This is a genomic window from Alkalihalophilus pseudofirmus OF4 (assembly GCF_000005825.2).
In the GTDB taxonomy this organism is placed as follows: domain Bacteria; phylum Bacillota; class Bacilli; order Bacillales; family Bacillaceae_D; genus Alkalihalophilus; species Alkalihalophilus pseudofirmus.
In genome coordinates, this window is sequence record NC_013793.1 from 12,419 (window position 1) to 37,709 (window position 25,291).

Below are 25,291 nucleotides of genomic sequence, written 5' to 3' on the forward strand. Positions count from 1 at the left end.
GATGAATTTGTTAAGTCGAGTATTTAGCTATGAACTACCTACAGAAATAGTATTTGGAAATTACTCAATCGAGCAGCTAACTGAAAAAGTTACTCATTTAAATGGTATGAGAGTATTTGTAATTACTGACCCTGGTGTAAAAGAAGCAGGGATTTTAGACAAAGTGACCGAGCAATTAGGTTCTTCTTTAACTTATGAAACATTTTGGGACATTGAAAGAGAACCGGATGTAAAAACGATTCGCAAGGCTACTGAAAAAGCAAAGGACTTTGATGCCGATTTAATCATCGGAGTCGGAGGTGGAAGTGCACTTGATGCAGCAAAGGCTGTGGCTGTTATGGTAGCAAACGATGGAGATATCATCGATTATGCTGGTTTAAATAAAGTTCCTAACCCGAGCGCACCGACTATTTGTATTCCTACGACATCAGGTACGGGTAGTGAAGTAACGATCTGGACAGTTATTTCGGATAAAGAGAATAATAGAAAGTTTGGTATTGGCGGTAGTACGGTAGCACCGACGATTGCATTATGCGACCCAACGCTTACATTGTCTCTACCTGCTCCTATGACTGCTTCTACTGGTATTGATGCACTGACTCATGCACTAGAATCTTTTGTTAATAAAGCGACACAGCCAATTTCAGAGGCACTTTCTAGAGAAAGTATGCGTTTAATTTCAAAAAACCTTCGTAAAGCGGTTCATCAAGGAGATAATCTAGAGGCACGTTATGATATGTTACTAGGCAGTACAATTGCAGCTACAGCATTTAACTCTACACGGTTAGGTTTGGCTCACGCCTTATGTATGCCATTAGGAGGAAAGTACAATGTTCCACACGGGATTGCAAACGCTATCTTACTTCCACAAGTGATGGAATTTAATTTAATCGGAAACCCTGAAAAGTTTAAAGAAATTGCAGAGATTTTCGGTGAAAATACTGATGGGTTATCCCTATACGATGCTGCATCCCTGGCTGTTGAAGCTGTTAAGAAGTTAAATAAAGATGCAGGTATTCCAGTAGGATTAAGTGTATTTGATGTTAAAGAAGATGACCTAGATTATATCGCTGAAGGTGCAATTGGTAGCGATAATGTTCTGGTGAATCCTAGAAAACCATCTTTAGAAGACTTGAAAGAAATTGTAAGAAAATCATTATAAAAAAATTTTAAAGAGGAGTGGAAATCAATGACAATTACAAAAACAGACGTATTCAAAAATTTTATTAATGGTGAATGGGAAGAAACAAAAGAAGTATATGAAGTAACAAACCCAGCGGATACAAATGAGGTAGTAGGAAAGTTTCCGTTATCAACTGAAGAGGATGTAGACCGTGCTGTAAAAAGTGCAAATGAAGCGTTCTTGAGTTGGAGAAAAGTTCCAGCATCTGAAAGAGCAACATATGTATATCGCTTTATTGACTTATTAGATCAAAATAAAGAGCGTCTAGGAGAAGCATTATGTAAGGAGCAAGGTAAACCTTTACAAGAGGCAGTGACTGAAGTAACTCGCGGAGTAAGTGAAATGCGCTTTGTAGCAGGGGAAGCTGTTCGTCTTGATGGCACGACATTGCCAAGTGACCGTAGAGGAGTCATTAACATGTCTGTTCGAGTTCCTATTGGAGTCGTTGCAGCAATTACACCATGGAACTTCCCGGTATTAACACCATTGAGAAAAGTGATGCCTGCATTAGTGTGTGGTTGTACTGTGGTTTTAAAGCCAGCAACTGATACACCACTAACTTCTTTAATTATTACTCAACTTTTAGAAGAGGCAGGATTCCCAGCAGGAACTGTGAGCTTAGTGATGGGAAGAGGAAGAAAAGTAGGAGAAGCTTTAGTCGGTCATCCTCTAGTAAAAGGAGTTTCATTTACTGGTTCAACTCAAGTTGGACGTAAAATTTATGAAACGGCTGCGAAAAACTTTACAAAAGTTCAGTTAGAGCTTGGCGGGAATAACCCAGCGGTTGTTGCAGAATATGGAGATTTAGAAGGGGCTGCAACACAAATCGTTGCTGGATGTTATGGTAATGCAGGTCAGCGCTGTACAGCAATAGGCCGTCTCATTGTACTTGACAAGCATGCTGATGAACTTGAAAAGCTCATCGTTGAAAAAGTTAAAGCTTATAAAGTAGGAAATGGAATGGAAGAAGGCACGACAATTGGACCAGTAATTAGTGAAGGTGCTCGTCAGGAACTAGAAGGCTACATGGAAACAGCTAAAGAAGAAGGAGCAACCATCCTTATAGGTGGACGTAGCCTAAAAGAAGGAAAATATGAAAATGGTTATTATTTTGAACCAACTGTAATATCTGGTGTAACTGGTGATATGAAAGTAGCTAAAGAAGAAATTTTTGGCCCAGTACTAATCGTCATTAGAGTATCTTCATTCGAAGAAGCGATCGAAGTAAGTAATAATACTGAGTATGGATTAACTGCATCTGTATTTACTGATGATATGAACCTTGGGTACCGTTATATGGAAGACATTGAGTCTGGTATGGTGCATATTAACAACGGAACTGTAAGTGAAGGACACATGCCATTTGGTGGAGTGAAAAATTCTGGTGTAGGAGCTTACTCAATTGGAGGAACGAACAAAGACTTCTATACAGAATTAAAAGTAGCGTACATTCAATATAAGTAAAAAAAATTTATAACTTCTAAAACCGGTTTTAGAAATCGGTTTTAGAAGTGATTTAAAGGAGACGGAACTTAATGACGAATGTAGGATTTCGAATTTTACCATTAGAAAATAGAGTGTCAAATGAAATGATTGATGAATATAGAGAGTTTGTAACTCCTAATATTTCTGATAACATGAACCGTATAAATGGGGTAGATGCATCGCTCCGTCCAATACATACTCATGGTACAATGGTTGGCTCAGCATTTACAGTGAAAACAAGGCCTGGCGATAATTTAATGGTACATAAAGCAATTGATATGGCTCAGCCTGGGGATGTAATCGTTGTGGATGCAGGGGGCGAATTAACGAACGCGATTATGGGAGAAATTATGGTTAGAATTGCGAGAAAGAATGGAATTGAAGGATTTGTTATCAATGGCGCAATTCGTGACTCTAAAGAAATTAGAGAAATGAATTATCCGATGTATGCTAAAGGAGTTATTCACCGAGGACCATATAAGGATGGGCCAGGAGAAATTAATGTTCCGATCCAACTTGGTGGAGTGGTTGTAAACCCAGGTGACCTCGTTGTCGCAGATATGGATGGGATTGTGATCGTTCCATTTGATCATGTAGGTCCCATTGCCGATAAGGTTCGCATAACAATGGAAATGGAAAAAAATCAGATGGAACAAATCGAAGCTCGGACAATCGACCGTACATGGGTAGATGAAATGTTAAGAAAAAAAGGGTGTGAAGGAGTTTGAAACCTAAAGTTTATATAACACGTAAACTACCTAGCGAAGCTGTAGAAAAAATTAAACAATCTTGTGAAGTGAGGATGTGGGATAAAGAAGATGTCCCTGTACCTCGTGACGTGCTGGAAAAAGAAATTACAGAGGTGGATGGCCTATATTGCTTATTAACAGAAAGCCTCGATGAAGAATTGCTTAATAAAGCGAACAACTTAAAAGTCATCAGCAACATGGCTGTTGGCTACAATAATATTGATGTTGAAGCAGCAACAAACAAAGGGATTATTGTAAGTAATACCCCTGATGTATTAACAGAGACTACAGCAGACATAACTTTTGCTTTACTTATGGCAACAGCGAGAAGGCTAGTGGAAGCTTCTGATTATTTACGAGAAGGAAAGTGGAAGACTTGGTCTCCGATGCAGCTAACTGGGCAAGATATTTTTGGAGCCACAATAGGAATTATCGGACTCGGAAGAATTGGTAAAGCAATGGCTAGAAGAGCAAACGGTTTTGGTATGAACGTTCTTTATTACAATCGAAGCCAGAAAAATGAAACAGAAAAAGAGTTAGGCATTACTTATACAGATAAAGAGACCCTTTTAAAAGAATCTGATTATGTCGTCGTTTTAACCCCTTATAGCCCAGAAACGCACAATTTAATTTCCGGGCCAGAGCTAGAGATGATGAAAAAATCCGCAATTCTAATTAATACGTCAAGAGGCGGCATTGTAAACGAAAAGGCCCTATATAAGGCATTAAAAGAAAATGAAATTTATGCTGCGGGTTTAGATGTATTTGAAGAAGAGCCGATTTCTTTAAATCACCCTCTTCTTACTTTGCCAAACTTAGTCGCAACACCTCATATCGGAAGTGCGAGCCGAAAAACGAGGTTAAAAATGGCTGATATGGCAGCAGACCATTTACTACAAGCTTTAAATAAGGAGAAACCCGATCATATTGTAAATCCAAAAGTTTTTAGTGAAGCCTTGTAAGAGCCGGAAATCTTTTTTTAAGCTAGATTAAATGTCTCTACCAAAGATTTAACAGAGTCTATTATTAAATAGATATCATATTATCAATGGTAATATTTTCAAAAACTCTTGTTTTCCTTAAAATTAAATAGTACATTTAAATCAGCCGGTGGGACATCCATCCGGCTATTTTTAATATATAGCAAAATGGGGGTAGTCCACCGGCCGTGGCTACCCTTTTTGCATTTGAAATAAAAAATGAAAGGAGGACAAATGATGCAAGTTAGATTAATTGTTCGTTTTTATACGGGTGAAGATATTTTTGGAAAGCCATTACTTAAAGATGTTACGTATCCTATTTACCCCTATGCAACCGATGATGACATTAAAGAGATTGGAGAAGCTTTAGCAGCGTTATCAGCATGGGATCTGTCTGGTACTTATAAAGTTTCAACAATGCCTATTTCATAAAAATATTGAATGGAGGGATAAAGAATGGAGAAAAATCTAGAAATGAAGTTTCGAGACGCTACGAAAGCAGTAAGGACCTATCGGGTACCAAATCCTAAAGAGGGTCTAACAGCAGCTGAGGTTGTAGCGGTAATGGACTTAATTGCAGATAAAAATGTTGTTGGAATTCATGTTAACGAGAAGGAAAGTGCTCGTATTGTATCCAGAGCTACAACTAAAATAGATATTTAAATCGAATGCAGCCATATTTTTTGGCTGCTTCTTTAAAATAAACTTACGAAAGGAGAAATATTAAATGGACGAATTTATCATGCTTATTTCAAACGTTGGTTTCCCAATTGCTGTTGCCTCCTATTTACTCATCCGGTTAGAACCAGTAATTAAAGAACTGCAGCAATCGATCTCAGGATTAACAATGGTGATTGCAAAACAAAATGAAGTTACTCAAGGGCAAATAAATCAATTAGTTGATTTCGTACAAAAGAAGAAAACATCTTAAGCGCCAATTAATATTTCAAAATTGGTGCTTTTTTTTGGCGAATTAAAAAGGAGATACGAGAAACATGTAGAATATAGTTATCTAAGTTAGAAAGGAGGAGTGACTACAGCCATGAGATAGAGCCAGCTATGTCATATTTTAGAGCCACTCTGGACAAGTTTGAGATCATAGCTTGCCATTAAAAGCGACTCTTACAATTCCCGTGGATCTTTTCGGTCAAGACCTCATCACTGGCATTTAGAATATCTTCAGACGAGGGAAATTCCTTTAAAGTTAGCAGGGACACAACGGAATATAAATCTCCAAACACTCCTCTAAATTCAGGGAATACCTGATCTAGAATCGCTTGAAATTGTAACTTTGTCTGAATTAAAGTACCAGTAATATTCTCATGTTGTCTCGTAAGATTACGTAAGTTTAGGAGTTGAACACCGCGCTTTTTATAGGGTTCAAGTTCCTCTTTATAGTACAGTTCACACAGAAGATAAGCATCGGCTGCGTCCGTCTTAACCTTTCGCAGGCTGGAACTTTTGGCTTTGTAAGAAATCAATGGGTTAATAACAATCAAGAGATAGCCCCGTTCCTCAAGATAATGAACAATAGGAGCTTGATAGTGTCCTGTTGCTTCCAGAATAACCGGAGGTTTCTTCCCTGTCTCAGCTGTCAAACCTTCAATGAATTGTACAAGGGACTCAAGCCCTTCGTTAATATGTGATACCTTAAAGCTCTTACGGTATGGTTTCCCTTTATCTATGAATGCTTGTACCTGACTTTCTCCTTTTGACACATCCAGACCAATGACTGGATTCATTCTCAATCCCCTCCAAATATTAATATTAACCGGTACCCCTAATCCTTCTTGCAGTATCACAGCTTCGCTTGTTATACGAGATCTATGTCCCAACCAGCCTCAATCATGTTTCTACAAGTAGGGGGCAAACTGTTTAGTTGACGGGATCAAGTCCCACGAGCAGTTACGTTTTACCCCGGCTACCGTTATAATAAAACCATATAACAAATGGTCAACCAGAAATATTTTCTTATCTGGCTGACCTTATAATACGAACGGGCAGTTTAGTACAATACTGTTCATTCTCCCATTGGATATATTAGGTTAAATTGCACATATTAAATCTAATGTATAAATGGAGGGATTTTTATGAGATTTTACAAGTTTAGTTTTGTGATAATTATGCTTATTTTAAGTTTTACTATTGTTATTAATTCGAATGAAGCCCACGGAAAATCTCATGAAGAAAGACAACTTGAAGAATTTATAAAAGGTAATGACTATATTCCCGCAGAGAAAGCGATTGTTGAATTTGAAGAAAAATATGGGGGAAAAGTAAACCTCCCAAAAAAGTTACCATTTGAACCATCGCATCGGTTCGGAAACATTGATGAAGAAGGACGTTTGAAATTGCATTTTATGAGACCAGGAAAAATTGATAAATATCCAACTCTTGATTTTGTTTTTTATGTAATGCCTGAGATAGACTTAGATTTGTTTATTAATGCAAGCGATAAAGTATATACACTGAAGAGTGGAGAAAAGGCTTATTATAGACAGCAACACAAGCACTTTCACTCTCTGGCATTTACAGGAAATAAATTAGGATATCATTTTGGTTCGAATCCAGACAATATTGATTTGGATTCTTTCATTCAAATTGCAGAGTCCATAAGGTGAACTAATTAAAGGTGAAATGAAGCTGTGATAAAAGCTTCATTTTCTTATTCAACTAACGGGTGCGTTAGCGAAACAGGGCTGACGCTTCTTCAACTATAGGGCAGTTTAGTGAAAGAAAAATAATTAAAAGGGATGATGAGTATGGATGTTTTTGGAGCTATATTAAACATTATATTTTTTTTATTGGTGATTTATTTAATATCAAGAGTCTTCCACTATTTTAATGATACGAAAAATAGGTTAAATGAAATAGATAAGAAGTTAGAAGAAATAAATGAAAAAATTTCTAACAGGGATTAACCTAATAAGTTCCTCAACTAACGGGTGCTTTTGTTAAAGAACGATTATAGAAATGTAGTTATTTTTTATAAAGGGAAGATAATTAATCAGTAACGAGTTTCAAAATCAATTGTATTCAACACCAAGTAAAAGAGACAACCTTAAACGGTTGTCTTTTTAGCTTAAGCTATTTTATTTAACAGATTTCTTTTTAGGTTTTTGTTTTGCAGAAAAATGTTGATCTCGTCTTTTTAAAATATTAGCTGCAATTTTTTTAGCTTCCTCTTTAGTCATTTTTAATCATCTTCCTCTCTCAATTTAATCTATAGAATCATTGTGTCCTAGACTTAGAGATTTTATACATAAGGTTCTCCCCCACTCCATATAAATGAAATTAAGTCTAATACAAAATGACAGTGTCGCAGACGTAAAGTTCAAAAATGGAGGTTGAAAGCGATGGGGAAGATAGAAGAAAAGAAGAAAAGAAAAGTGAGATCAGATAAAAAAATGGAGATCAAACCAACCATTCATCATAGTTTAAAAGATGCTATTTATGCCCTTTCTTATATCACTGATCAGCCAGTGAAAGATGTTGCGGAAGCTATCGTGGTATCAGGATTGGAATCGAAAAAAGTAATCGAATATTTGTCTAAGGATTTTCGAAGAGATTTTTTGCAAGGTCGTACTTTATATGTTGGTGATCTGGAACGTGACTCAAAACAGAAAGATCAACTATCAGGAGTTAAGGGGCGTCTTTCCATTCGCTTTCAGCAGCATGACTTTGAATCCATCAAACAATTAGCCTTTGCCTTAGATGTAACCCCATCAAGAGCAACCGCCATTATCATAGATGCCAGTATTCGTAATAGTAATTTCATAGATCGTTACCTCCAGAGAACGATACGAGCAAAATTAGATAAAAGGCGATTAGTAGAACTTAAAAAAATTATGAGATTTATTAGCCAAAACAATCCATATGAAGAATTTACATGGGGTGATTTTGTCTCATGGTTGCTATTTGAGTTGAAGAATGGCACTGGAAAATTAAGCGATTGGGTTGATCAGAATAAGGTCAAATGAAAAAGCTCTCGTACGAGAGCTTTTATTTGTTTTCTCGATCTAAAAGTTGTTGCATTGATGGGTTGAAAAAAAGCTAGGCATTTTCTTTTTAGGATTCTCTTTTGTTTCTTTTTTATTTCTTTTTTATTTCTATTTCCAGTTCAGGTGCTTCTTCTGTTTTAGGTTCACTAATAGGGGAAGTTCTTTCTTGGTAGTATGGGTATGAACAATTCTTTTACAATCTGATGTATGAAGCCTACTTTGGTCGTAATATTTCGTTCAAATAGACTTCAACCTATAGGACATAGTTTACCCCCCATTGGGGCAACTTCCTTATGTGCGCCAGAGTTTTAAAGTTCAAATTTGGTGACATTTGCAGGCTCGGTATTTTAAGGAAGATTGAAGATTGGTCGGTTATAGCACTTTGTATTGAACAAAGTTAGCATCGCTACCAGTACATTTTGACTTCTTAGTTGATAGTTTTAAACGAAATAGGTTAAGAAGTTATGAATCCAATGCTTTCTAATCTTTTGACAGTTTAAAGTTACTTATTATATGATATAATCGATGTTAAGTAACATTTTAGAAAGGAGAAAATTTCATTGGAATATGTTGACCCCATAAAAGATATCGAAAAGATAAATGAAATAAAAAAGAAATTAGAAGATAAATCAGATAGAGACCTACTTCTCTTTGTACTTGGGATTAATACAGGAATAAGAGTAAGCGATTTACTAAAACTCAAAGTAGGGGATGTATGGGATGAAGGAAACCCCAAAGAATTTCTTTGTATTTTGGATGATAAAAATTTTGAAAGGAAAGCTTATTATCTAAATACAAAAGTGAAAATAGCATTAAACAATTACTTATTTAATCTAGAATATCAACTCGATGATTTTCTGTTTAGATCTAAAAAGCAAAACCAGCCGATCACACGTCAGCAAGCTTATCGAATTATTAATAATGCTGCTAAGGAAGTAGGAATCTCAGGAAACATTGGAACTCACACTCTTAGAAAAACGTTTGGTTATCATGCATATCGAAAAGGAATTGCGATTTCCTTATTAAAGTCGATTTATAATCATACTACTCCAGCTGAAACGCTACGCTATATTGGTATAGATAAAAATGAAGAACATCATATTAAAATAGATGTGAATTTATAAAAGAAAGGAGTCTCTATTTTGTTTGATCAGTCTTATAACGATTATTTTATTCTATTAAGTGCTCTCCTTTTAATCATAGGGGTTCTAACAACAAAATTCTCATCACGTGTGGGCGTACCAGCTCTTATTCTTTTTATTCTTGTAGGAATGCTTACAGGTAGTGACGGTTTAGGTCTTATTCATTTTGATAATCCTCAATTGGCCCAATTGATCGGTATATTTGCCTTAATTATCATTCTTTTTGAAGGTGGACTACAGACGAAATGGTCAACGGTGAAATCCGTGACCAAACCCGCACTTTCTCTTGCTACATTAGGTGTGATTTTAACAACAGTTATAGTTGCGTTAGCTGCAAAATTAATATTAGGGGTTTCGTGGCTTGAAGGATTTTTGTTTGGTGCAATTGTCGGTTCGACAGATGCAGCGGCGGTTTTTGCTGTTTTGAAAGGTCAAAATATTCGGGCGAGGTTAGGTGCGACACTTGAAGCTGAATCAGGATCCAACGATCCTATGGCAATGTTTCTGACAATTTTCTTCATTGAATTAATCCTCACAGAAAGTCCATCGTATCTATTACTTGTTGGATCATTCTTTTGGCAAATGGGAATTGGTTTAATAGTAGGGATTCTCTTAGGAAGATTAGCGACTTTTGCTATTAACCAGATTAACCTAGATTCAAGTGGATTATATCCTGTGTTCGCTCTTGCCTTTGCTTTATTAACCTATAGTCTAACGGATATTATTGGAGCGAGTGGATTATTGGCAGTATATGTTGCAGCATTGGTAATTGGTAACTCAGATTTGACGTATCGTCAATCAATCTTTAGGTTTAACGAAGGCTTTGCTTGGATGGCGCAAATTTTAATGTTTACGATTTTAGGTCTTCTAGTATTCCCATCTCAATTAATCACGTTAGATGTCATAATCAAGGGTTTATTACTATCGATTACTTTGGTATTAATTGCACGACCGGTAGCCGTTTTTCTTTCCACAATGAAAATGGGTTATGATCTAAAAGAACGAATTTTCCTCTCTTGGGCTGGATTAAGAGGTGCCGTACCGATTGTTTTAGCAACGTTCCCGTTGCTCGCTGGTTTAGAGAATAGTCAATTGTTCTTTAATGTCGTCTTTTTCGTTGTATTAATTTCTGCCTTAGTTCAAGGTTCAACTATTGCCATTTTTGCAGAAAAACTTGGGCTTATTGGTCCAACTAAGATCGAACCTCCTCACTCTTTAGAACTTGTTTCAATTGGTAAAGCAAACGCCGAAATTCTTGAATTTGAAGTAAGCGAAGAATCGAACATTACAAATAAGCGACTAGCAGCCATAGACTTCCCAAAAGATGTCCTAATTAATGCAATTATTAGGACAGATGAACTCATTACGCCATATGGGGAAACAGAAATTAAGGTTGGAGATATTTTATACATTTTAGTTAGTAGAGAAAGTAAAAAAGAGTTAAAGAAAATGTTGCAGCAAAAATAAAATAATAGTTCTCCATTTCATCATGAAGTGGGGAACTATTAAATGTTAAGGTTTATTACCATCATTTCATGTAGAGCGGTATGATGATGTTTTTTTGGGCTTTCATAGATTAAAAGCACCATTAAATAAAGTCAGTATCTAACTCCCTAAACGCAGACGAGGATGCTTTCGTCCATACGTCCTTTTACTTTTTTTATGCATTTCCCTCGAAACGAATTCAGATTTAAACAGGGATTTCGCTCTGTTAAAAAGACAGTTGGTAACGTTATAATATAAATTTGCTCAGTTGTAGAGTAAGGGAGTGTTTTTATGTGGATAAAATATCGTTATTTGATTATTAACTTAATATGTTTAATCTCATTTATCACCATTGCAGAATTGGTTAGATGGGGACACACATTTAGTATTGATTTATTTATACGAGAACTAATTCAGGACGCGGGTTTATTTTTGGGTTTTATGAAAGTTATGACAGAGATAGGTTCCAGTGAATCTATTTTATTGTTAACAACTTTATTACTTGTATTGCTATGGCTGAAGAGTGAGAGTACGCTATTTTGGTTCTTTTCTTTCTTGTCAGTGGGGGGAGTCCTTCTAAACCTTGGACTCAAACTGTTTTATCAACGAGAGCGTCCAGGAGAAGAAAGGGAAATTGAAGTATTTGGAAGTTCCCTTGATCTAATTTCCTATAGCTTCCCAAGTGGGCACACAATGAGAAGTGTAATCCTTTTATTATTCGTTATTTATATTACAAAAAGTCTCACCAAGAGATGGATAGCAAAAGTGGTTTTTATCATTTCAATTTTTTAAATCATTAGTATTCCTTTAAGTAGAGTCGTATTAGATGTTCATTATACTTCAGATATTGTTGCCGCTATTCTGATTTCAATAAGTTGGTTTTATGGTTGTTTATTTCTCTTTGAGAAAAAATTTTCCCCCATGAAACTTAGATGATAATCTAAATTATAAAACTAATGAAGAATTAAGAAATTTGCTATGGATGTGATGGTTTTGAGATTGATAATGTTATGTATACCTTTAGTGATCTTATTTGGATGTAACAGTTCAATTATAGGGGAGTTAGAGGGTAACGACAGCAACACCCAACACATAGATATTCCGTCAATATATAGAACAAATATTGAATCCACTGAAAATAAGCGTTGTAATAATAAGATCGATTTAAATAGTGCTAGTGCAGACGATTTAACAAACATTATTCATATTGATGAAAAAAAAGCTTTAGAATTAATTGAAAATAGACCGTATATTGTGGTTGATAGTATTGCTTTAGTAAGAGGTATTTATGGAGAAAAACTTAATGACATTAGAAGACAGGGACTCGCTTGTGTAGAAAGAGAATAATGAAAAATCAGTCATACACTATCTGTGACTGATTTTTTCATTTTTTTAACACGTGTTCTTTGATCCTTTTTTATATAGTGAATTTCCATTTTATTATTCCTGCTTCTCTAGTTGATTTAAAAGTAATTACAAGTAATGGCCCCAAAATTAGTCCGATTGCTCCAAATAGGACTAATCCAAGGTAAAGTGCTATTAAGGTTGCTAATGGAGATAATCCAATCTGATTTCCCATTATCTTTGGTTCAACTGTTCGTCGAATAACAAGTAAAACAACGGCTAAGATAGTAAGCTTTATTGCTAATTCAGTATCGCCAATTATAAATTGATAGAATGCCCATGGTCCTAATATAATAATTGATCCTATTAGAGGTACTAGATCAATAAACCAAATAACGAGTGCCATAATTAGAGCGATATCAGGGTAAATAAATAATAATCCTATATAAGACAAGATAAAGATTGGAATACTGACAATGAATTGTGCCTTAAAAAAGCCAATAAGAACCTTCCTTAAGCGTGAAAGCATATAAGTAAGCTTATTTGAAGTGTCAGCAGTCAAAAACGAATAAAATTTGCTTTTTAATGTTGGTAAATCTAATAAAAATAAAAATAGAGCTATTAAATAAACTAAGAATGAAACTAAGTAACTGGGAATCCCTACAATGAAATTGGAAACACCACCAATAAAGTCAATATTACTCAAGTGGATTCGCGTAGATTCTAATGTATTAATAACATGGAAGTTTATTTCATTAACAAAGTCAGGCGGCAAATCTTCAAATTTACGTTCAAAGTCATATTGAATGACGACCCACGCATTCGTGACATGGTTTAAATAAGTTGGAGCATTTTGTACGAATTCATTAATATGCATAAAAATTTTTGTTATTACTAAAACTCCAATTAAACTTATAAAGGTTAGAAATGAAGTAAAGATAATGACTACGGCTACATCGTGTTTTATCCTTCTCTTTTCTAATAGTCTCACAATAGGAGATAGTAAAACTGCAGATAACCAAGCAAAAACAAGTGGCAAAGCCAATGGAAGGACAAAATATCCAATAATAGAACAAATAACAAGGACTAACAGAAATTTATGTTTAATTAACTACTCTTTCAAGAAAGTCTACCTCTCATCAAAGTATTTTTTAAATGAAAATGCTTCTCTTTTCACTAGTGTTGCATTAATATTATTTCAAGATTCAAAATACACCCAATATTCAAATTTCAGTTCATGAGCGCACAAAAAAATCCTTTACAATGGAAGTACAGGTGGTTCCTGCCCAAATCCAACGTAAAGGATATCCGCTATGGACAAGAATACACGATTATCTTCATTTGGTAAATGGGTTGCACCCATAAATATGAAACTTTTTGATGAACAAGTAAAAAAAGATGGACTAGATAAGTATAAGAAGAAATTATCAACGTCCTCTTTTACAAAACTATTTCTCTATGCACACTTGAAACAAGTGGAAAGCCTTCATGCGTTGAATGCAGAACTAGCCGATGAAAACTTACAGAAAGAACTGGGGATCAAATCAATCAGTGTTTCTCAGCTTTCTCGTAAAAACAGGGCTATAGATTCATCGCTGTTTTCCATCGTCTTTCTTGAATTAGTTCGGCAGATTCAGATGAAAACCAACCAATATCAGTCACCATTTCCTTTAAAAATTATTGATTCAAGCACCCTGCCGCTAAATCTCACCCGTTGTAACTGGGCTACATTTCGGAAGAGCAAGGGTGGTGTCAAACTTCATCTTAGATTAGTTTTTGTCGATCAAGATACGGTCTATCCTGATAAAGCGGTTATCACAAATGCCGTTGAACACGATCGGAATCAATTGGAGATTCTCGTTGATGACAAAGATGCCATGTATGTGTTTGATCGTGGATATATCGACTATCAACGGTTTGATCGCTACTTTGATGAAGGAATCTTTTTTCTCTCAAGACTGAAAAAGAATGCCGTCATAAGAGAGGTTGAATCCTATTCTTTACCTGAAGGAAGTCCGATTACAACGGATAAAATAGCGTACATCGGTACAACACAAAAGCGTACTGAAAATGTATTTCGAATCCTTGAAACAGTTGATTCCAAAGGGAATCCAATACGTTTAATCACGAATCGCTTTGACTTAAAAGCGGAAGAAATAGGCGATCTATACCGTTCAAGATGGGCAATAGAGTTATTTTTCAAATGGTTAAAGCAGCACGTCGAAATCAAAACATTTTTTGGATACAGCGAACAAGCTGTACACAATCAAATTTTCCTTGCGTTAATTACGTATTGCCTCAATGTACTCGTTCAACTTGAAGCCAAAGGAAAACCTACATTATTACGGATTACCCGATGGCTCAAGGCAACTATGTGGAGACCAGCAAGAACATGGTTCAGGTTCATTGAGCAAAGAGGAAGTCCGTAAACATGTACTAGTCGATGTTGCTTAAGTATTAAATGTATATTTTTACCAAATGGTCAGTGCCACCTCTCGCTTTGGATTGTCTTTTTAGCTCATTTACCAGAGTGAAATATAGACAGAATATTCTTACTATAATTATAGGGTTTTATGCAACACTAGTGTTCTCTTTTATATTTATTTAATTTTATCATACTAAACATAACGCTTATAAAGGATAAAATTTATTATCTTAGAGGTGCTTATAGATAAATCGTATTAGTTTCATGTACTTTAGTGGCTACTATTAAAAGTTGTATTTCAATCATTAACCTTAGTGAGTTTATATTGGAAAGCCAGATACTGAGTGAAATAATTGAATATGAAAATGTGGGGTATTATGAATTGTTAATAAAAGGCTGTTTTCGTATCTAACAGGTTCACTTATATTACAAGTCATCCTGCTCTTTTATTTCTTTTGCAGCAAAGGTAAATGGAGATATATAATCTCTAGAAACCTCACTGTAAAAATACTCAAAATAAATTTTAGGAAAAACCCTTAGAAGAGAGGTAGGTAGAATGTCATATATTTTATTATTGATTGGCTTTATGCTACTTATAAAAGGTGCTGATTTTTTTGTGGATGGTGCATCGAGTATGGCGAGAGCTTTACATGTTTCACCTTTACTCATTGGCCTTACCATTGTTGCATTTGGTACTAGTTCTCCCGAGGCAACGGTTAGTATTGTCGCGGCTCTTCAGGAAAATGCGGGCGTTGCAATAGGAAATGTGGTTGGTAGTAATATATTTAACATTACTTTTGTAGTGGGGATAGCTGCGTTTATTACTCCGCTTAAAGTAGAAAGTGAAACAATAAGAAAAGAAATTCCTTTTACCTTACTAGCAAGTATTTCCTTATTAATCCTAATTAGCGATGTAACTCTTCAAACCGTAAGTCAAAATCTTATAACTAGAAGTGATGGCTTAATATTTTTATTGTTTTTCGCTATTTTTTTATATTATATCTTTGAGGTAGCAAGAAATAGTCGTGAAAAGGGGAAACAAGATAACACAGAATCAGAAATAGTATCATGGAAGAAAAACATTGTATTAACCATCGGTGGACTTGCAGCAATTATATTTGGTGGTGACCTTGTAGTTAATAACGCGACAACCATTGCGTATTCATTTGGGATGAGTGAAACATTGGTTGGTTTAACAATTGTAGCGGTCGGTACTTCTTTGCCAGAACTAATCACATCTATTACAGCTGCTCTTAAAAAAGAAAGTGAAATTGCGTTAGGAAACATTGTAGGAAGTAATATCTTTAATATCTTATTCGTACTTGGAGCAGCCTCGGTCATTTCCCCGCTAGCTGTAGAAAGTAAAATATATATAGATGTTATCCTTATGATTGTTTTAACTGGAGTTTTACTTGTTTTCTCAAGAACAAACTTTAAAATAGGTAAGATAGAAGGAATTGTTCTTGTTCTAGCATATGTTTTATATATGACCTATATTTTTATTAGAAATTAAAAAAGGCTCTTATCATAATATGAAAAAGAAGAAATGGCGAGGGAGGTACTTGACTCCTCCGGGAAGCGGTAGGGAAATGAGTAGATAGACTTCCTCCCCAAAATATTCAATATAGTACAGCTAATAAAGAGTAAAATAACGCTTAAAAAGGATCAAAATCAAAACTGTTTGAGCTTGAGTTCAAATCCATTTACGAAATCTTTACAAAACCTTTACGTTACAACTATTTACAATAGTTAAAAACATCTATACCCTTGATAGGAAATGTCGAATTTTATTAAAGGGATGATGAATATGGATTTGCAAGCACTTCTTTTTATGTTTTTTGGAGGACTTGGCATCTTTTTATTTGGGATTAAATACTTAGGGGATGGTCTTCAAAAGGTTGCAGGTGATGGACTGAGAGATCTACTTGACCGTTTTACAACCAACCCGATAATGGGTGTGCTTGCCGGGATTTTTGTAACCATTTTACTTCAAACCAGTACGGGAACAACGGTGTTGACAATTGGGTTAGTAAACGCCGGATTCATGACATTAAAGCAAGCAATTGGTGTTATTATTGGGGCTAATATAGGTACAACTGTAACAGCCTTTATAATTGGTATTAAAATTTCAACATATGCATTGCCCATTATGGCAGTAGGGACTTTTTTTATTTTCTTCTTTAAAAACCATAAGATTAACAACTATGGACAAGTTATATTTGGATTTGGTTCTTTGTTTTTAGGTCTTAATTTAATGGGAGATGGTCTTAAACCACTTCGGGATGTACAGGCATTTGCAGATTTAACAGTGAGCATGAGTGAAAATCCGCTATTAGGTGTTCTTATTGGTACACTATTTACGGTTGCTGTTCAAAGTTCATCAGCTGCGATCGGGTTACTTCAAACTTTATTTGGTCAAGGATTAATGGATTTGGATGCAGCATTACCAGTTCTTTTTGGAGATAATATAGGTACCACAATTACAGCAGTATTAGCATCAATTGGTGCTTCTATTGCAGCAAGGCGTGCGGCTTTAACACATGTTATTTTTAACCTTGTTGGGACAACTATTGTATTAATCGTTTTAAGACCCTTTACAACTCTAATAGAATACATTCGTGATAGTTTGGGGTTAAACCCAGAAATGACCATTGCGTTTGCGCATGGGATTTTCAATGTATCAAATGCAATTATTCAATTACCATTCATAGCAGTGCTTGCTTGGATTGTGGTCAAGTTAATTCCAGGTCAAGATACGGCAATTCCATATAAGGCCGTCCATTTAGATGAAAAATTCATTAGAAAATCTCCTGCTATAGCACTTGGTCAAGGAAAAAAGGAAGTAATGCGTATGGCAGATTTAACAGAAAAGGGAATTCAAGAAGTTAGTCTATATTTTAAAACACAAGGGAAGAAACACAGAGAACTTGTTCCACAGTACGAAAATGCAATTAATAACTTGGATAATAAAATTACTGATTATCTTGTACAGGTTTCTTCTCATTCTTTATCCGGTCAAGATTCAAAGGTGCACCATACTCTTATGAATACGGTTAGAGACCTTGAGCGTATTGGAGACCATATGGAAAATATTATGGAGCTTGTTGAGTATCAAATTACGAATAAGGTAACGTTCTCTGAATCGGCAATTGCAGATTTAGATGAAATGTTTGAATTGACTGTTTCTACACTCAGACAAGCAATAAAAGCTCTGGACTTAGATGAAATTGAAGAAGCTAGATCTGTTCTTGAAAAAGAAGAGAAGATTGATAAAATGGAGAGAGATCTTCGAAAGAAACATATTATTCGTGTAAATGAAAACAAATGTACAGGGACAGCTGGAATTGTTTATGTAGATATTGTTAGTAATTTAGAGCGTGTAGGAGATCATGCTGTTAATATTGCCGAAGAAGTTATAGGGGAATAATAGTTAACGGAAAAGCGACTTATTTAGTCGCTTATTTGATTATCCAATAAAACAATTTTAACCATTCTCTATATAAATGTACTTATCTTAATATACAAGTTAAGTACAGAAAAAATCTGTCAAAAAGGATGAAAAAGATGATACCAAAGGGACTACTGATCATTTCTATAGGTGCAATTGTTGCTTTAATAAGGTTTTTTGCTTTTGGTTATTATCAATTCACTGGTATACAAATGTTTTCCGAAGCGGTTATGTATAAGACATTCGTAATAAAGGTTATCTTGTTTACCTTTGGATTTGTTATCTTCTATATTGAAAGAAGGAACAAAAAGGGGAGTGTTTCGAATGTCGCCAGTAGCTAAGTGTTATCGAAAGCTTACAAAAGAACCTATTACGGTACACTCGAAAGAATTAATAGTGGACGTTCAAAATAAACTGATAAATAAAGATCCTATACACCGTTCTGTATATGTGTTAGATAAACAGAAAAAATTAATTGGGATTATCACACTTAATGAATTAATGAAAATAATTGCTGTACGAAAAGGAATTACTACCCCTAAAGCAATGTCTATAAACAGGTTATTTACTTTTATTTCAGAAGATACAAAGGCAGAAGACATAATGTGTTCACCCATTTCTGTTAAACTAACGGACACATTAGAGGAAGCGTTTGAATTAATGCTGATACATGATCTTCAAGAACTTCCTGTAGTGGATGAGGCAAATTCCGTAATTGGTGACTTAAACGTATTCGAATTATTACGAGAAATAAATGATAAGATACTAAAATAGGTTAATGGTCCTTGTATTATTACTTACTTTTTTCTTGAAATCTTATATTCACATTGATAATGTGTCTATTGACGAAGGGTATGAAAAATTTCATTCGGGTGATTTGAAGTCATCAGTTATTGTTGGTGGTTTAAGTTCGTCTACTTTCTTACTATCTGTAAAAGCAGCGGTCTTATGGATAACTTATTCATTAAGTAGGAACCAATATTCAAAGTTTATTATGGAGTTCTTACGTTCATCTGTGCCTCTAATAAAGATTAAGCTTAATCTTTTAACAATTAAGTTTCAAAGTACATTTTTCTCTTTTTTTGTTTTGAATAATTAAAAAATTAGAGGAGATGATATTAGTGTCGAAAAAGAAAACGACGAAGAGTGGATTAACTGAGCCATTGATAGGTTTAGTGGTAGGGATTTTTATGATGATCGTTGCATTTTTGGTTGCCTATTACGTTTTTGATTTAGTACCTTTTTCATAAAAAAGAAATGTCCTTACGTTCAGTAAGGGCTTTTTTGGTTCGCCCAGCATGCGCGAACTCTAACGGGTGAAAGTCAGGAGTGCAAAGAGGTAGCTGTAAGCATATAGCCGAAAGCAAGGGTGTCCATGGCGACATGGAATCTGAAGGAAGCTCGAGGCAAATCTCCGGTATGACAAACAGAAAGCATATAAGAAGCAACGTATAAAGACAAGATTGTCAAAGAAGTTAAAATCCGATAGCTCCAACAATCATAAGGTGTATATGTGGCAGATAGATGGAGGGGAAAGTTCGCACTTTAACTGGGGAGGCCTCTCTACACCAAAACCTTTTAGGGATACAATACAAGACTGGATCGTGAGAAGTCAGCAGAAGCCGTAGTAGTAAAGATTTCTAATGAAAATTAGAAGGAGGGAAGGGCTGAACAATTTCAACGTTATAAAATCTCGGTTGGAAGCGGAAATAGATCACTGGCATCGAGCGGAAAGATAGTACCGACTTTACGAGACAGGTGCCGCTGGTGTCGATGGAATAATAGTGCAGGAAACTAGGAGCTTATTGGTCATTATTGAATTGACATTAAGATAGTAAATACTAAAAGGTGATTTGACCTTAACACTATAATTTCTAAGGTTAACTTGAGGGAGTTTTGTTTTTCAGGCTCGCACATAGTTTACGGTCAAGTTCTCTCTCAGGTGACATATAAATGTACTGAAGGGAGAGTTCAGCATGAGAGCTATGAGAAGATTCAGACCTCGAAAAACAGGCCTGTTCCCATTTCGTTATGTTCTGTTACTTTCTTTTGTTATTTTTATTGCTTTAACTTTACAAGGTTTATGGATCATCGAAAAGGGGATTCGTCCAACTTTGATGGAAATCGCGAGAACTGAGGCAAGGGTCATTGCAACTAAAGCAATTAATGATGCCGTCTCAAAGAAAATTGTGTCTGATCTCCATCAGGATAAGTTATTTATTACAAACTCTGAAAATAAGATCCAATTTAATACCCAAGTTTATAATAAGGTAGTATCGGAAGCGACCAACCGTGTACAAAGACATTTGAAAGCGATAGAGGAGGGTAGGGTGTTTGACGTAGAAATTGAATTGGAAGACGCTGAAGCGATTAGTACATCAGACGGAGGTATTATTTATGTCATTCCTTTAGGTCAAGCAACTAATAATGCATTGTTAGCTCATTTAGGTCCAAAGATACCTGTTAGATTCTCTGCAATTGGAGACGTTAAGACAGATCTTAATTATGGTGTAATAAATACGGGAATAAACAACACCACACTGTCGGTAAATTTTGATGTTATAGTAGATGCTAAAATAGTAATCCCTTTTGCGACTCAAACCGAAGCTGTTAAAACAACGGTTCCTATAGGGTTAATAACTATACAAGGAGAAGTACCCGAATACTATTCAGAAGGTGGGGGGATGATTTTGCCAGCAGGTTCTAGTGGGAATTAGTTTTTATATATCTACTTTTTCACTGCTTGTATGGGATATAAATACTATCGTAAGTATGATAAGTTTAAATTAAATGAGGAGGGTTGCGTAATAAAATGAAAATGAATCTAATTTTTATAGGCTTAATGATTGTAGTGTTAACTATTTCTATTATTGGTGTATATATAACAACAAGTACTCCAAGTATAGAAGATTTTAAGGAACATTTGGTGTCATGGTACAAATAATTATAGGGTTATTTAGACAAAGAATGAGACAACCATTAATGGTTGTCTCAGAGTGTTGAGAAGCCTTATTTTTAAAAAGGTTGGCATATATCTTACCGCTATTAGAGGCTGTTTTGTATGGGCATGTATGTCTCTAAAATGTTTTATAACGTGTATGTTTACAGCCCTTTATATACCGATTATCAGTTCATGAATATGGGGAAGGTTTAAAGCATGATTAAATATAGACTCCTATTTGGGCATCCCTTAAAATATCAAAGTGTGTTAGGCTTGATAAGGAAATTGGCAAAACCAACAGGGATTACTTTCACTGCCCATATGTTACGTCATACGAGGATGCTAGATGAAAATATCTGCGATTCAAAATAAATATGAAGAGATTCTTCATTCTGAAGAGGAAGATGATATGAGGTCCTTGCTGTTAGGCAAATTAATGACCAATATGGAGATCTTTTATCATATACCGATTTTTTGCGATGAAGGATGGGAAAAGAAAAACCAAACAGTTCTAGCTTTATTTCGGAAAATTTCATCGACTCGCAACCTCTATAAAAGCGTTCTCCCTTTAGGAAAGGGGAGAACGCTTTTAAATGTATTCTTGCATACTATTTAGCAGGTTATCAGGTTTCCTGTAGTAATCCGTATCCTATATTTGCAAGCGCCTGCTTTAACGTGGCGCAGGTAACAAGCCTTTCCAGTTTTATGTCTAACTGCACACTAGTTTGGGCGATGGCCGGACTAATCCCTGTGATGATGGTTTTCACGCCTAATAACGATAGACCATCCGCTAATTTAAAAATATGATTTGCCACCATCGTATCCCCAAAACTAACTCCGGATAAATCCAAAATCAGTTTGGATATTTCTAATTCTGTGGCACGCTGCATGGTTTGATTGATAATCATCTGAGCTCGATTTGTATCGATATCACCCACGAGTGGAAGGAGGGCGACACAATCAAATACAGGAACATTCAGAACAGATAGTTCATCTAAAGCCATAGTGAAGACCTCAGATATTTTCCGATAATTTTCTACATACGATTGACTGAACCCGTAAACCGCTTGATCTAATAAAGGATCAAGGGATTTTGTGATTGTGAAAATTTGACCTGCGGACAACTGCTTTGTTTTTGTCTGATCCTCAATAAATGACCATATAGCCGTCCGAAAGAAATGAGTTCCTGATAAGACTTGTTCAAGGGAACGTCCATGTTTGATCGCTACTTCTCCTACCTGTTTCCCCCATTGTATGATGTTGATTTTGAACTTGTCATCTTGTGTTTTTAATCCTTCTCCCAATAGTTTGACAAAGTCGGCAGAAGTGTTTATCGCTTCTGTTTGTTGTTCCGCGGCTCTTTCTGTATACTCAGGATCTTCTAGAGACCGAAGGTGTAAAGCGTGTTCTACAATACTAGAAGCTTGGAGAATGATTTGATCGGCTAATTCGAATAATGATTGTGTATTCATGATGCCCACCCGCAACTTATTTACCCTAAGTGAATTTTATCACTGAATATCATATTTTTATCTATTTTCTTTTTTTGAGATTTTTTATTGTCCAATGCAGCAGAGACGGTTTATTGATTTAAGTTTAAATGTTCTCAGCATTAAACTGGTAGCGCTACCAAGCTTCAGAGGACTTAAACCTTTTAATAATCAGCTTGTTCAATTAAGGTTTCTTTTTCATCATCGAAAAAAGCGGAGAGTCCAATGTTGACGGTCAAGTTATGGAGAGCTGCCATATAAATATGGGGTTTGTTCAATCTCAGTACGTACTCTTTCGGCTACTTCTTTTCCTTCTTCCAAAGGGGTAGCTTGCATAATAACGGCAAATTCTCCTCCTCCCCAACCTCACATGGGCATTAGATTCACGAACATGGTTCTTGATCACCTGAGCTGGGGGTAAATGTTAGCTTTTCAAGTGGTGGAGCAAGTTGGGCACCGTTTACTAGCACTAGAACTATTTGTTGTTGCGTACTTTTTTGTCGTTTGCACTGGGAACTTTACTCCAAGTAGTGTTCTTAATATTGTTTTTCGGTTCGTTTTTATCGGAAATGAATAATATTGTTGGGTTTTTTACTTGTCTTTTTGGGGGTTATTACTTTAATAGCTGGTATATATTCAGTTAAAGTTGGTCATGTACATTCTGTTACCTAACTATTTTATCTGTCTTGATTGTATCGTAGCTATTATAATATTGCTTTTTTCAATCTTCGCATATTTCTCAGTTGAAGGTGATGGATTTGGTCCTTTGTTTTTTCAAAATTAAATATTTTGGAACTAACGACAGGGATTAATTTACTGAAGTAACGGGTGCGTTTCTTTAATTAGAAACGCTTTTTTCGTGACGAATAGTGATAAAACATTTAATGTGAAATACGGGAGTTCAAGCAAGGAACATTTTAATTTGAATAAATAAATAAATAAAGTAACCGAGCTACGAACGAAAGTAAAATAATGGAATAATAATAAAATTATACAAGGTATATGGGAATTAACAATTAATGAAAAAGAAAAAGCGGTAACTACTGAATTAGATGATGCTATAATTTGGAAGTGTGGAGGGGAAGTATGAATAAAAAATTAATTAATTTATTTATGATTTTATTAATAGTTATTGTTGGGTGTAGTAATAAATCAGAAATTAGAATTGAGGATATTGAAAAAATACAATTAGATTTAGTGGAAATCCAAAATATGGATGATGGAACTGGATATCACATTAAACTTTTAAACGAAAGTGACTATGTAATTAAACAAAATATTGTTCACTTCGAATATCCAATTAAATTAGATAACGGGATAAAAGAAAATAAATACAAGATTGAAGCAACCAATAACAGACTTAATATACAGCCTGACGAAGAGGTAATGCTTTATGTATTTGCCCCTTTTGAGGGAATGTCTGAAAATCAAACATTAGCTTTGGATGATCCAAGTGTTATGTTAAAGGGTTACTTAGAAGAGGTAAATGAAGAGTATATGTTTTCTATAGGGAGAATTTTAACTTTAAATCACTCAGAGTGAAATATCTTTAATATGGGAGCATTATAAAACCATGTTACTGTTCTTTCTTATACTAAAGAGGCGGTACTTAATAAAGGACTTTCTCTTGTTGAAGTAACGTGGCAGTAGAGTGGAATAAGCCAAATATACTTTTGAAACCAAATAATATATTGATCGTATCATTATCTAGAGGTGATAAAATGTATTTTTCTTCAAAAACAGACTTATGGATGTCAATTATAATTTGGTTGTCCGCATTTCTTTTAATTGTTCCACCAGTTTTCTATCCTGATTTTGGAGTTTGGATGACCCCTGAACTCTTAAACAAGCAATGGATTAAAATTGTTGTCTTATTTCCAATTGGGTTCTGTCTAATGTGGGTTTGGTTTAAGACTGGATATACCATCGAAAACAACTTTATTAAAATAAAATACGGTCCTTTTAAAAAGTATATAAGGATTGATGAAATTAACAGTATTAGGAAAACTAAAAATCCATTTACAGCTCCTGCACTTTCTATGTATAGGATCGAAATTAATTACGGAAAATATGACACAATTCAGGTCTCCCCTAAAGAATTAAATTTATTTGTAGATGAATTACAAAAAAAAAATTCTCGTATTCAAATTAAGAACCACTAAAAGAATCTCTTTTTCATAAATCAACTTACTGCATTAACGGAGAGCTTTACTTAAAGAGCTGCCAGGACTGTTATGGTGCTAACGGGGAGTAATGTACCCTAGGAGGTGTTTGATTTTCAAGAATTTTCCAAAAGTAATATTATTGACAATCGAGGAGAAGAACATGAAGTGATGCTTATAATTTCTGTAATTTGTTCCTTTATTACGTTTAAAAAGATTGCAAGACTTGAACGATATAAAAATAAACTAAAAGGTACATTTACACCTTATTAATGCTCATATTTTTAAGCCTCTCGAAGTTCAAACAGGAGGCTTATTTGTTATTCCATTTAAACAACAACTAACTTTAACAGATCCAATTTTTATTAAAAATTAAATTTTAAAAAAACCAAGACTTTGTGAAATAATAAACTTCAACTAACGGGTGCATTCCTTCAACAAGGAATGCTTTTTCTA

25 protein-coding genes and 1 pseudogene are annotated in these 25,291 nt (G+C 35.0%); 23 read left to right on the top strand and 3 right to left on the bottom strand.

Going from position 1 to position 25,291, the window contains the following annotated elements; translation table 11 throughout:
• Window position 1 precedes the first annotated feature (1 nt).
• The 7 genes from BPOF4_RS20590 (at window position 2) to BPOF4_RS20620 (ending at window position 5,328) form a co-directional block, all read left to right on the top strand.
• The gene (locus tag BPOF4_RS20590) at window positions 2–1,162 is read left to right on the top strand and encodes an iron-containing alcohol dehydrogenase (protein WP_012961205.1); all 1,161 of its coding nucleotides are present in this window, start codon (window positions 2–4) and stop codon (window positions 1,160–1,162) included.
• A 27-nt stretch (window positions 1,163–1,189) separates the two neighbouring features.
• Window positions 1,190–2,647, top strand: a complete 1,458-nt coding sequence (locus BPOF4_RS20595; RefSeq protein WP_012961206.1) for an aldehyde dehydrogenase family protein — start codon at window positions 1,190–1,192, stop codon at window positions 2,645–2,647.
• 71 nt (window positions 2,648–2,718) lie between these two features.
• Window positions 2,719–3,396 (top strand): RraA family protein, encoded by a 678-nt coding sequence (locus tag BPOF4_RS20600; protein WP_012961207.1) that lies wholly within the window; start codon window positions 2,719–2,721, stop codon window positions 3,394–3,396.
• Window positions 3,393–4,379 carry a 2-hydroxyacid dehydrogenase gene (locus BPOF4_RS20605; RefSeq protein WP_012961208.1) on the top strand — a complete coding sequence of 329 codons (987 nt, stop codon included), beginning with the start codon at window positions 3,393–3,395 and terminating at the stop codon, window positions 4,377–4,379. Before BPOF4_RS20600 ends, BPOF4_RS20605 begins: the two co-directional genes overlap by 4 nt.
• Window positions 4,380–4,616: 237 nt before the next feature.
• Window positions 4,617–4,829 (top strand): DUF1659 domain-containing protein, encoded by a 213-nt coding sequence (locus BPOF4_RS20610; RefSeq protein WP_148229624.1) that lies wholly within the window; start codon window positions 4,617–4,619, stop codon window positions 4,827–4,829.
• 24 nt (window positions 4,830–4,853) lie between these two features.
• A complete protein-coding gene (locus BPOF4_RS20615; protein WP_012961210.1) occupies window positions 4,854–5,060 on the top strand; it encodes a DUF2922 domain-containing protein in 207 nt (68 codons plus the stop codon).
• A gap of 64 nt (window positions 5,061–5,124) precedes the next feature.
• Window positions 5,125–5,328: a YvrJ family protein gene (locus BPOF4_RS20620; RefSeq protein WP_012961211.1), complete on the top strand. Its 204-nt coding sequence runs from the start codon at window positions 5,125–5,127 to the stop codon at window positions 5,326–5,328.
• Window positions 5,329–5,512: 184 nt separating this feature from the next.
• On the opposite strand, the pseudogene BPOF4_RS20625 reads toward BPOF4_RS20620, so the two are convergent.
• Window positions 5,513–6,139 (bottom strand): annotated as a pseudogene (locus BPOF4_RS20625) (IS110 family transposase); the annotation flags it as partial.
• 348 nt (window positions 6,140–6,487) lie between these two features.
• On the opposite strand from BPOF4_RS20625, the gene BPOF4_RS20630 reads away from it, so the two are divergent.
• The 6 genes from BPOF4_RS20630 (at window position 6,488) to BPOF4_RS20655 (ending at window position 12,372) form a co-directional block, all read left to right on the top strand.
• Entirely contained in the window at window positions 6,488–7,018 is a 531-nt protein-coding gene (locus BPOF4_RS20630) for a hypothetical protein (protein WP_012961213.1), read from the top strand.
• A 735-nt stretch (window positions 7,019–7,753) separates the two neighbouring features.
• Window positions 7,754–8,377 (top strand): hypothetical protein, encoded by a 624-nt coding sequence (locus tag BPOF4_RS20635; protein ID WP_012961216.1) that lies wholly within the window; start codon window positions 7,754–7,756, stop codon window positions 8,375–8,377.
• A 581-nt stretch (window positions 8,378–8,958) separates the two neighbouring features.
• Entirely contained in the window at window positions 8,959–9,522 is a 564-nt protein-coding gene (locus BPOF4_RS20640) for a tyrosine-type recombinase/integrase (protein ID WP_012961217.1), read from the top strand.
• Window positions 9,523–9,540: 18 nt separating this feature from the next.
• Window positions 9,541–11,007, top strand: a complete 1,467-nt coding sequence (locus BPOF4_RS20645) for a potassium/proton antiporter (RefSeq protein WP_012961218.1) — start codon at window positions 9,541–9,543, stop codon at window positions 11,005–11,007.
• A gap of 309 nt (window positions 11,008–11,316) precedes the next feature.
• On the top strand, window positions 11,317–11,817 hold the full coding sequence (locus tag BPOF4_RS22745; RefSeq protein ID WP_012961219.1) for a phosphatase PAP2 family protein: 501 nt from the start codon (window positions 11,317–11,319) through the stop codon (window positions 11,815–11,817).
• A 186-nt stretch (window positions 11,818–12,003) separates the two neighbouring features.
• The gene (locus BPOF4_RS20655) at window positions 12,004–12,372 is read left to right on the top strand and encodes a ComEA family DNA-binding protein (RefSeq protein ID WP_041823251.1); all 369 of its coding nucleotides are present in this window, start codon (window positions 12,004–12,006) and stop codon (window positions 12,370–12,372) included.
• 70 nt (window positions 12,373–12,442) lie between these two features.
• Here the strand turns inward: BPOF4_RS20655 and ytvI are convergent, their stop codons facing one another.
• Window positions 12,443–13,477: a sporulation integral membrane protein YtvI gene (gene ytvI / locus BPOF4_RS20660; RefSeq protein ID WP_041823252.1), complete on the bottom strand. Its 1,035-nt coding sequence runs from the start codon at window positions 13,475–13,477 to the stop codon at window positions 12,443–12,445.
• A gap of 205 nt (window positions 13,478–13,682) precedes the next feature.
• Between ytvI and BPOF4_RS20665 the strand changes: the two genes are divergently transcribed.
• From BPOF4_RS20665 to BPOF4_RS20695, 7 genes are all read left to right on the top strand, one after another.
• The gene (locus BPOF4_RS20665; protein WP_012957436.1) at window positions 13,683–14,798 is read left to right on the top strand and encodes an IS4 family transposase; all 1,116 of its coding nucleotides are present in this window, start codon (window positions 13,683–13,685) and stop codon (window positions 14,796–14,798) included.
• A gap of 552 nt (window positions 14,799–15,350) precedes the next feature.
• Window positions 15,351–16,307: a calcium/sodium antiporter gene (locus BPOF4_RS20670; protein WP_012961222.1), complete on the top strand. Its 957-nt coding sequence runs from the start codon at window positions 15,351–15,353 to the stop codon at window positions 16,305–16,307.
• Window positions 16,308–16,601: 294 nt separating this feature from the next.
• A complete protein-coding gene (locus BPOF4_RS20675) occupies window positions 16,602–18,221 on the top strand; it encodes a Na/Pi cotransporter family protein (RefSeq protein ID WP_012961223.1) in 1,620 nt (539 codons plus the stop codon).
• Between the two features lie 345 nt (window positions 18,222–18,566).
• Window positions 18,567–19,016 carry a CBS domain-containing protein gene (locus tag BPOF4_RS20685; protein WP_012961225.1) on the top strand — a complete coding sequence of 150 codons (450 nt, stop codon included), beginning with the start codon at window positions 18,567–18,569 and terminating at the stop codon, window positions 19,014–19,016.
• Between the two features lie 347 nt (window positions 19,017–19,363).
• The gene (locus BPOF4_RS22865; protein WP_012961226.1) at window positions 19,364–19,492 is read left to right on the top strand and encodes a hypothetical protein; all 129 of its coding nucleotides are present in this window, start codon (window positions 19,364–19,366) and stop codon (window positions 19,490–19,492) included.
• Between the two features lie 726 nt (window positions 19,493–20,218).
• Window positions 20,219–20,959 carry a sporulation protein YunB gene (gene yunB / locus BPOF4_RS20690; protein ID WP_012961227.1) on the top strand — a complete coding sequence of 247 codons (741 nt, stop codon included), beginning with the start codon at window positions 20,219–20,221 and terminating at the stop codon, window positions 20,957–20,959.
• Window positions 20,960–21,529: 570 nt separating this feature from the next.
• On the top strand, window positions 21,530–21,799 hold the full coding sequence (locus BPOF4_RS20695; RefSeq protein WP_012961229.1) for a hypothetical protein: 270 nt from the start codon (window positions 21,530–21,532) through the stop codon (window positions 21,797–21,799).
• Between the two features lie 7 nt (window positions 21,800–21,806).
• On the opposite strand, the gene BPOF4_RS20700 is transcribed toward BPOF4_RS20695, so the two are convergent.
• Complete coding sequence (locus tag BPOF4_RS20700) at window positions 21,807–22,655, bottom strand: STAS domain-containing protein (protein ID WP_012961230.1); 849 nt, start codon at window positions 22,653–22,655, stop codon at window positions 21,807–21,809.
• Between the two features lie 439 nt (window positions 22,656–23,094).
• On the opposite strand from BPOF4_RS20700, the gene BPOF4_RS22355 reads away from it, so the two are divergent.
• From BPOF4_RS22355 to BPOF4_RS20710, 3 genes are all read left to right on the top strand, one after another.
• A complete protein-coding gene (locus BPOF4_RS22355; RefSeq protein ID WP_022629624.1) occupies window positions 23,095–23,250 on the top strand; it encodes a hypothetical protein in 156 nt (51 codons plus the stop codon).
• A gap of 509 nt (window positions 23,251–23,759) precedes the next feature.
• Entirely contained in the window at window positions 23,760–24,215 is a 456-nt protein-coding gene (locus BPOF4_RS20705) for a hypothetical protein (protein WP_012961232.1), read from the top strand.
• A 98-nt stretch (window positions 24,216–24,313) separates the two neighbouring features.
• Window positions 24,314–24,835, top strand: coding sequence for a PH domain-containing protein (locus tag BPOF4_RS20710; protein ID WP_148229626.1), 522 nt, complete (start codon window positions 24,314–24,316; stop codon window positions 24,833–24,835).
• Window positions 24,836–25,291 lie beyond the last annotated feature (456 nt).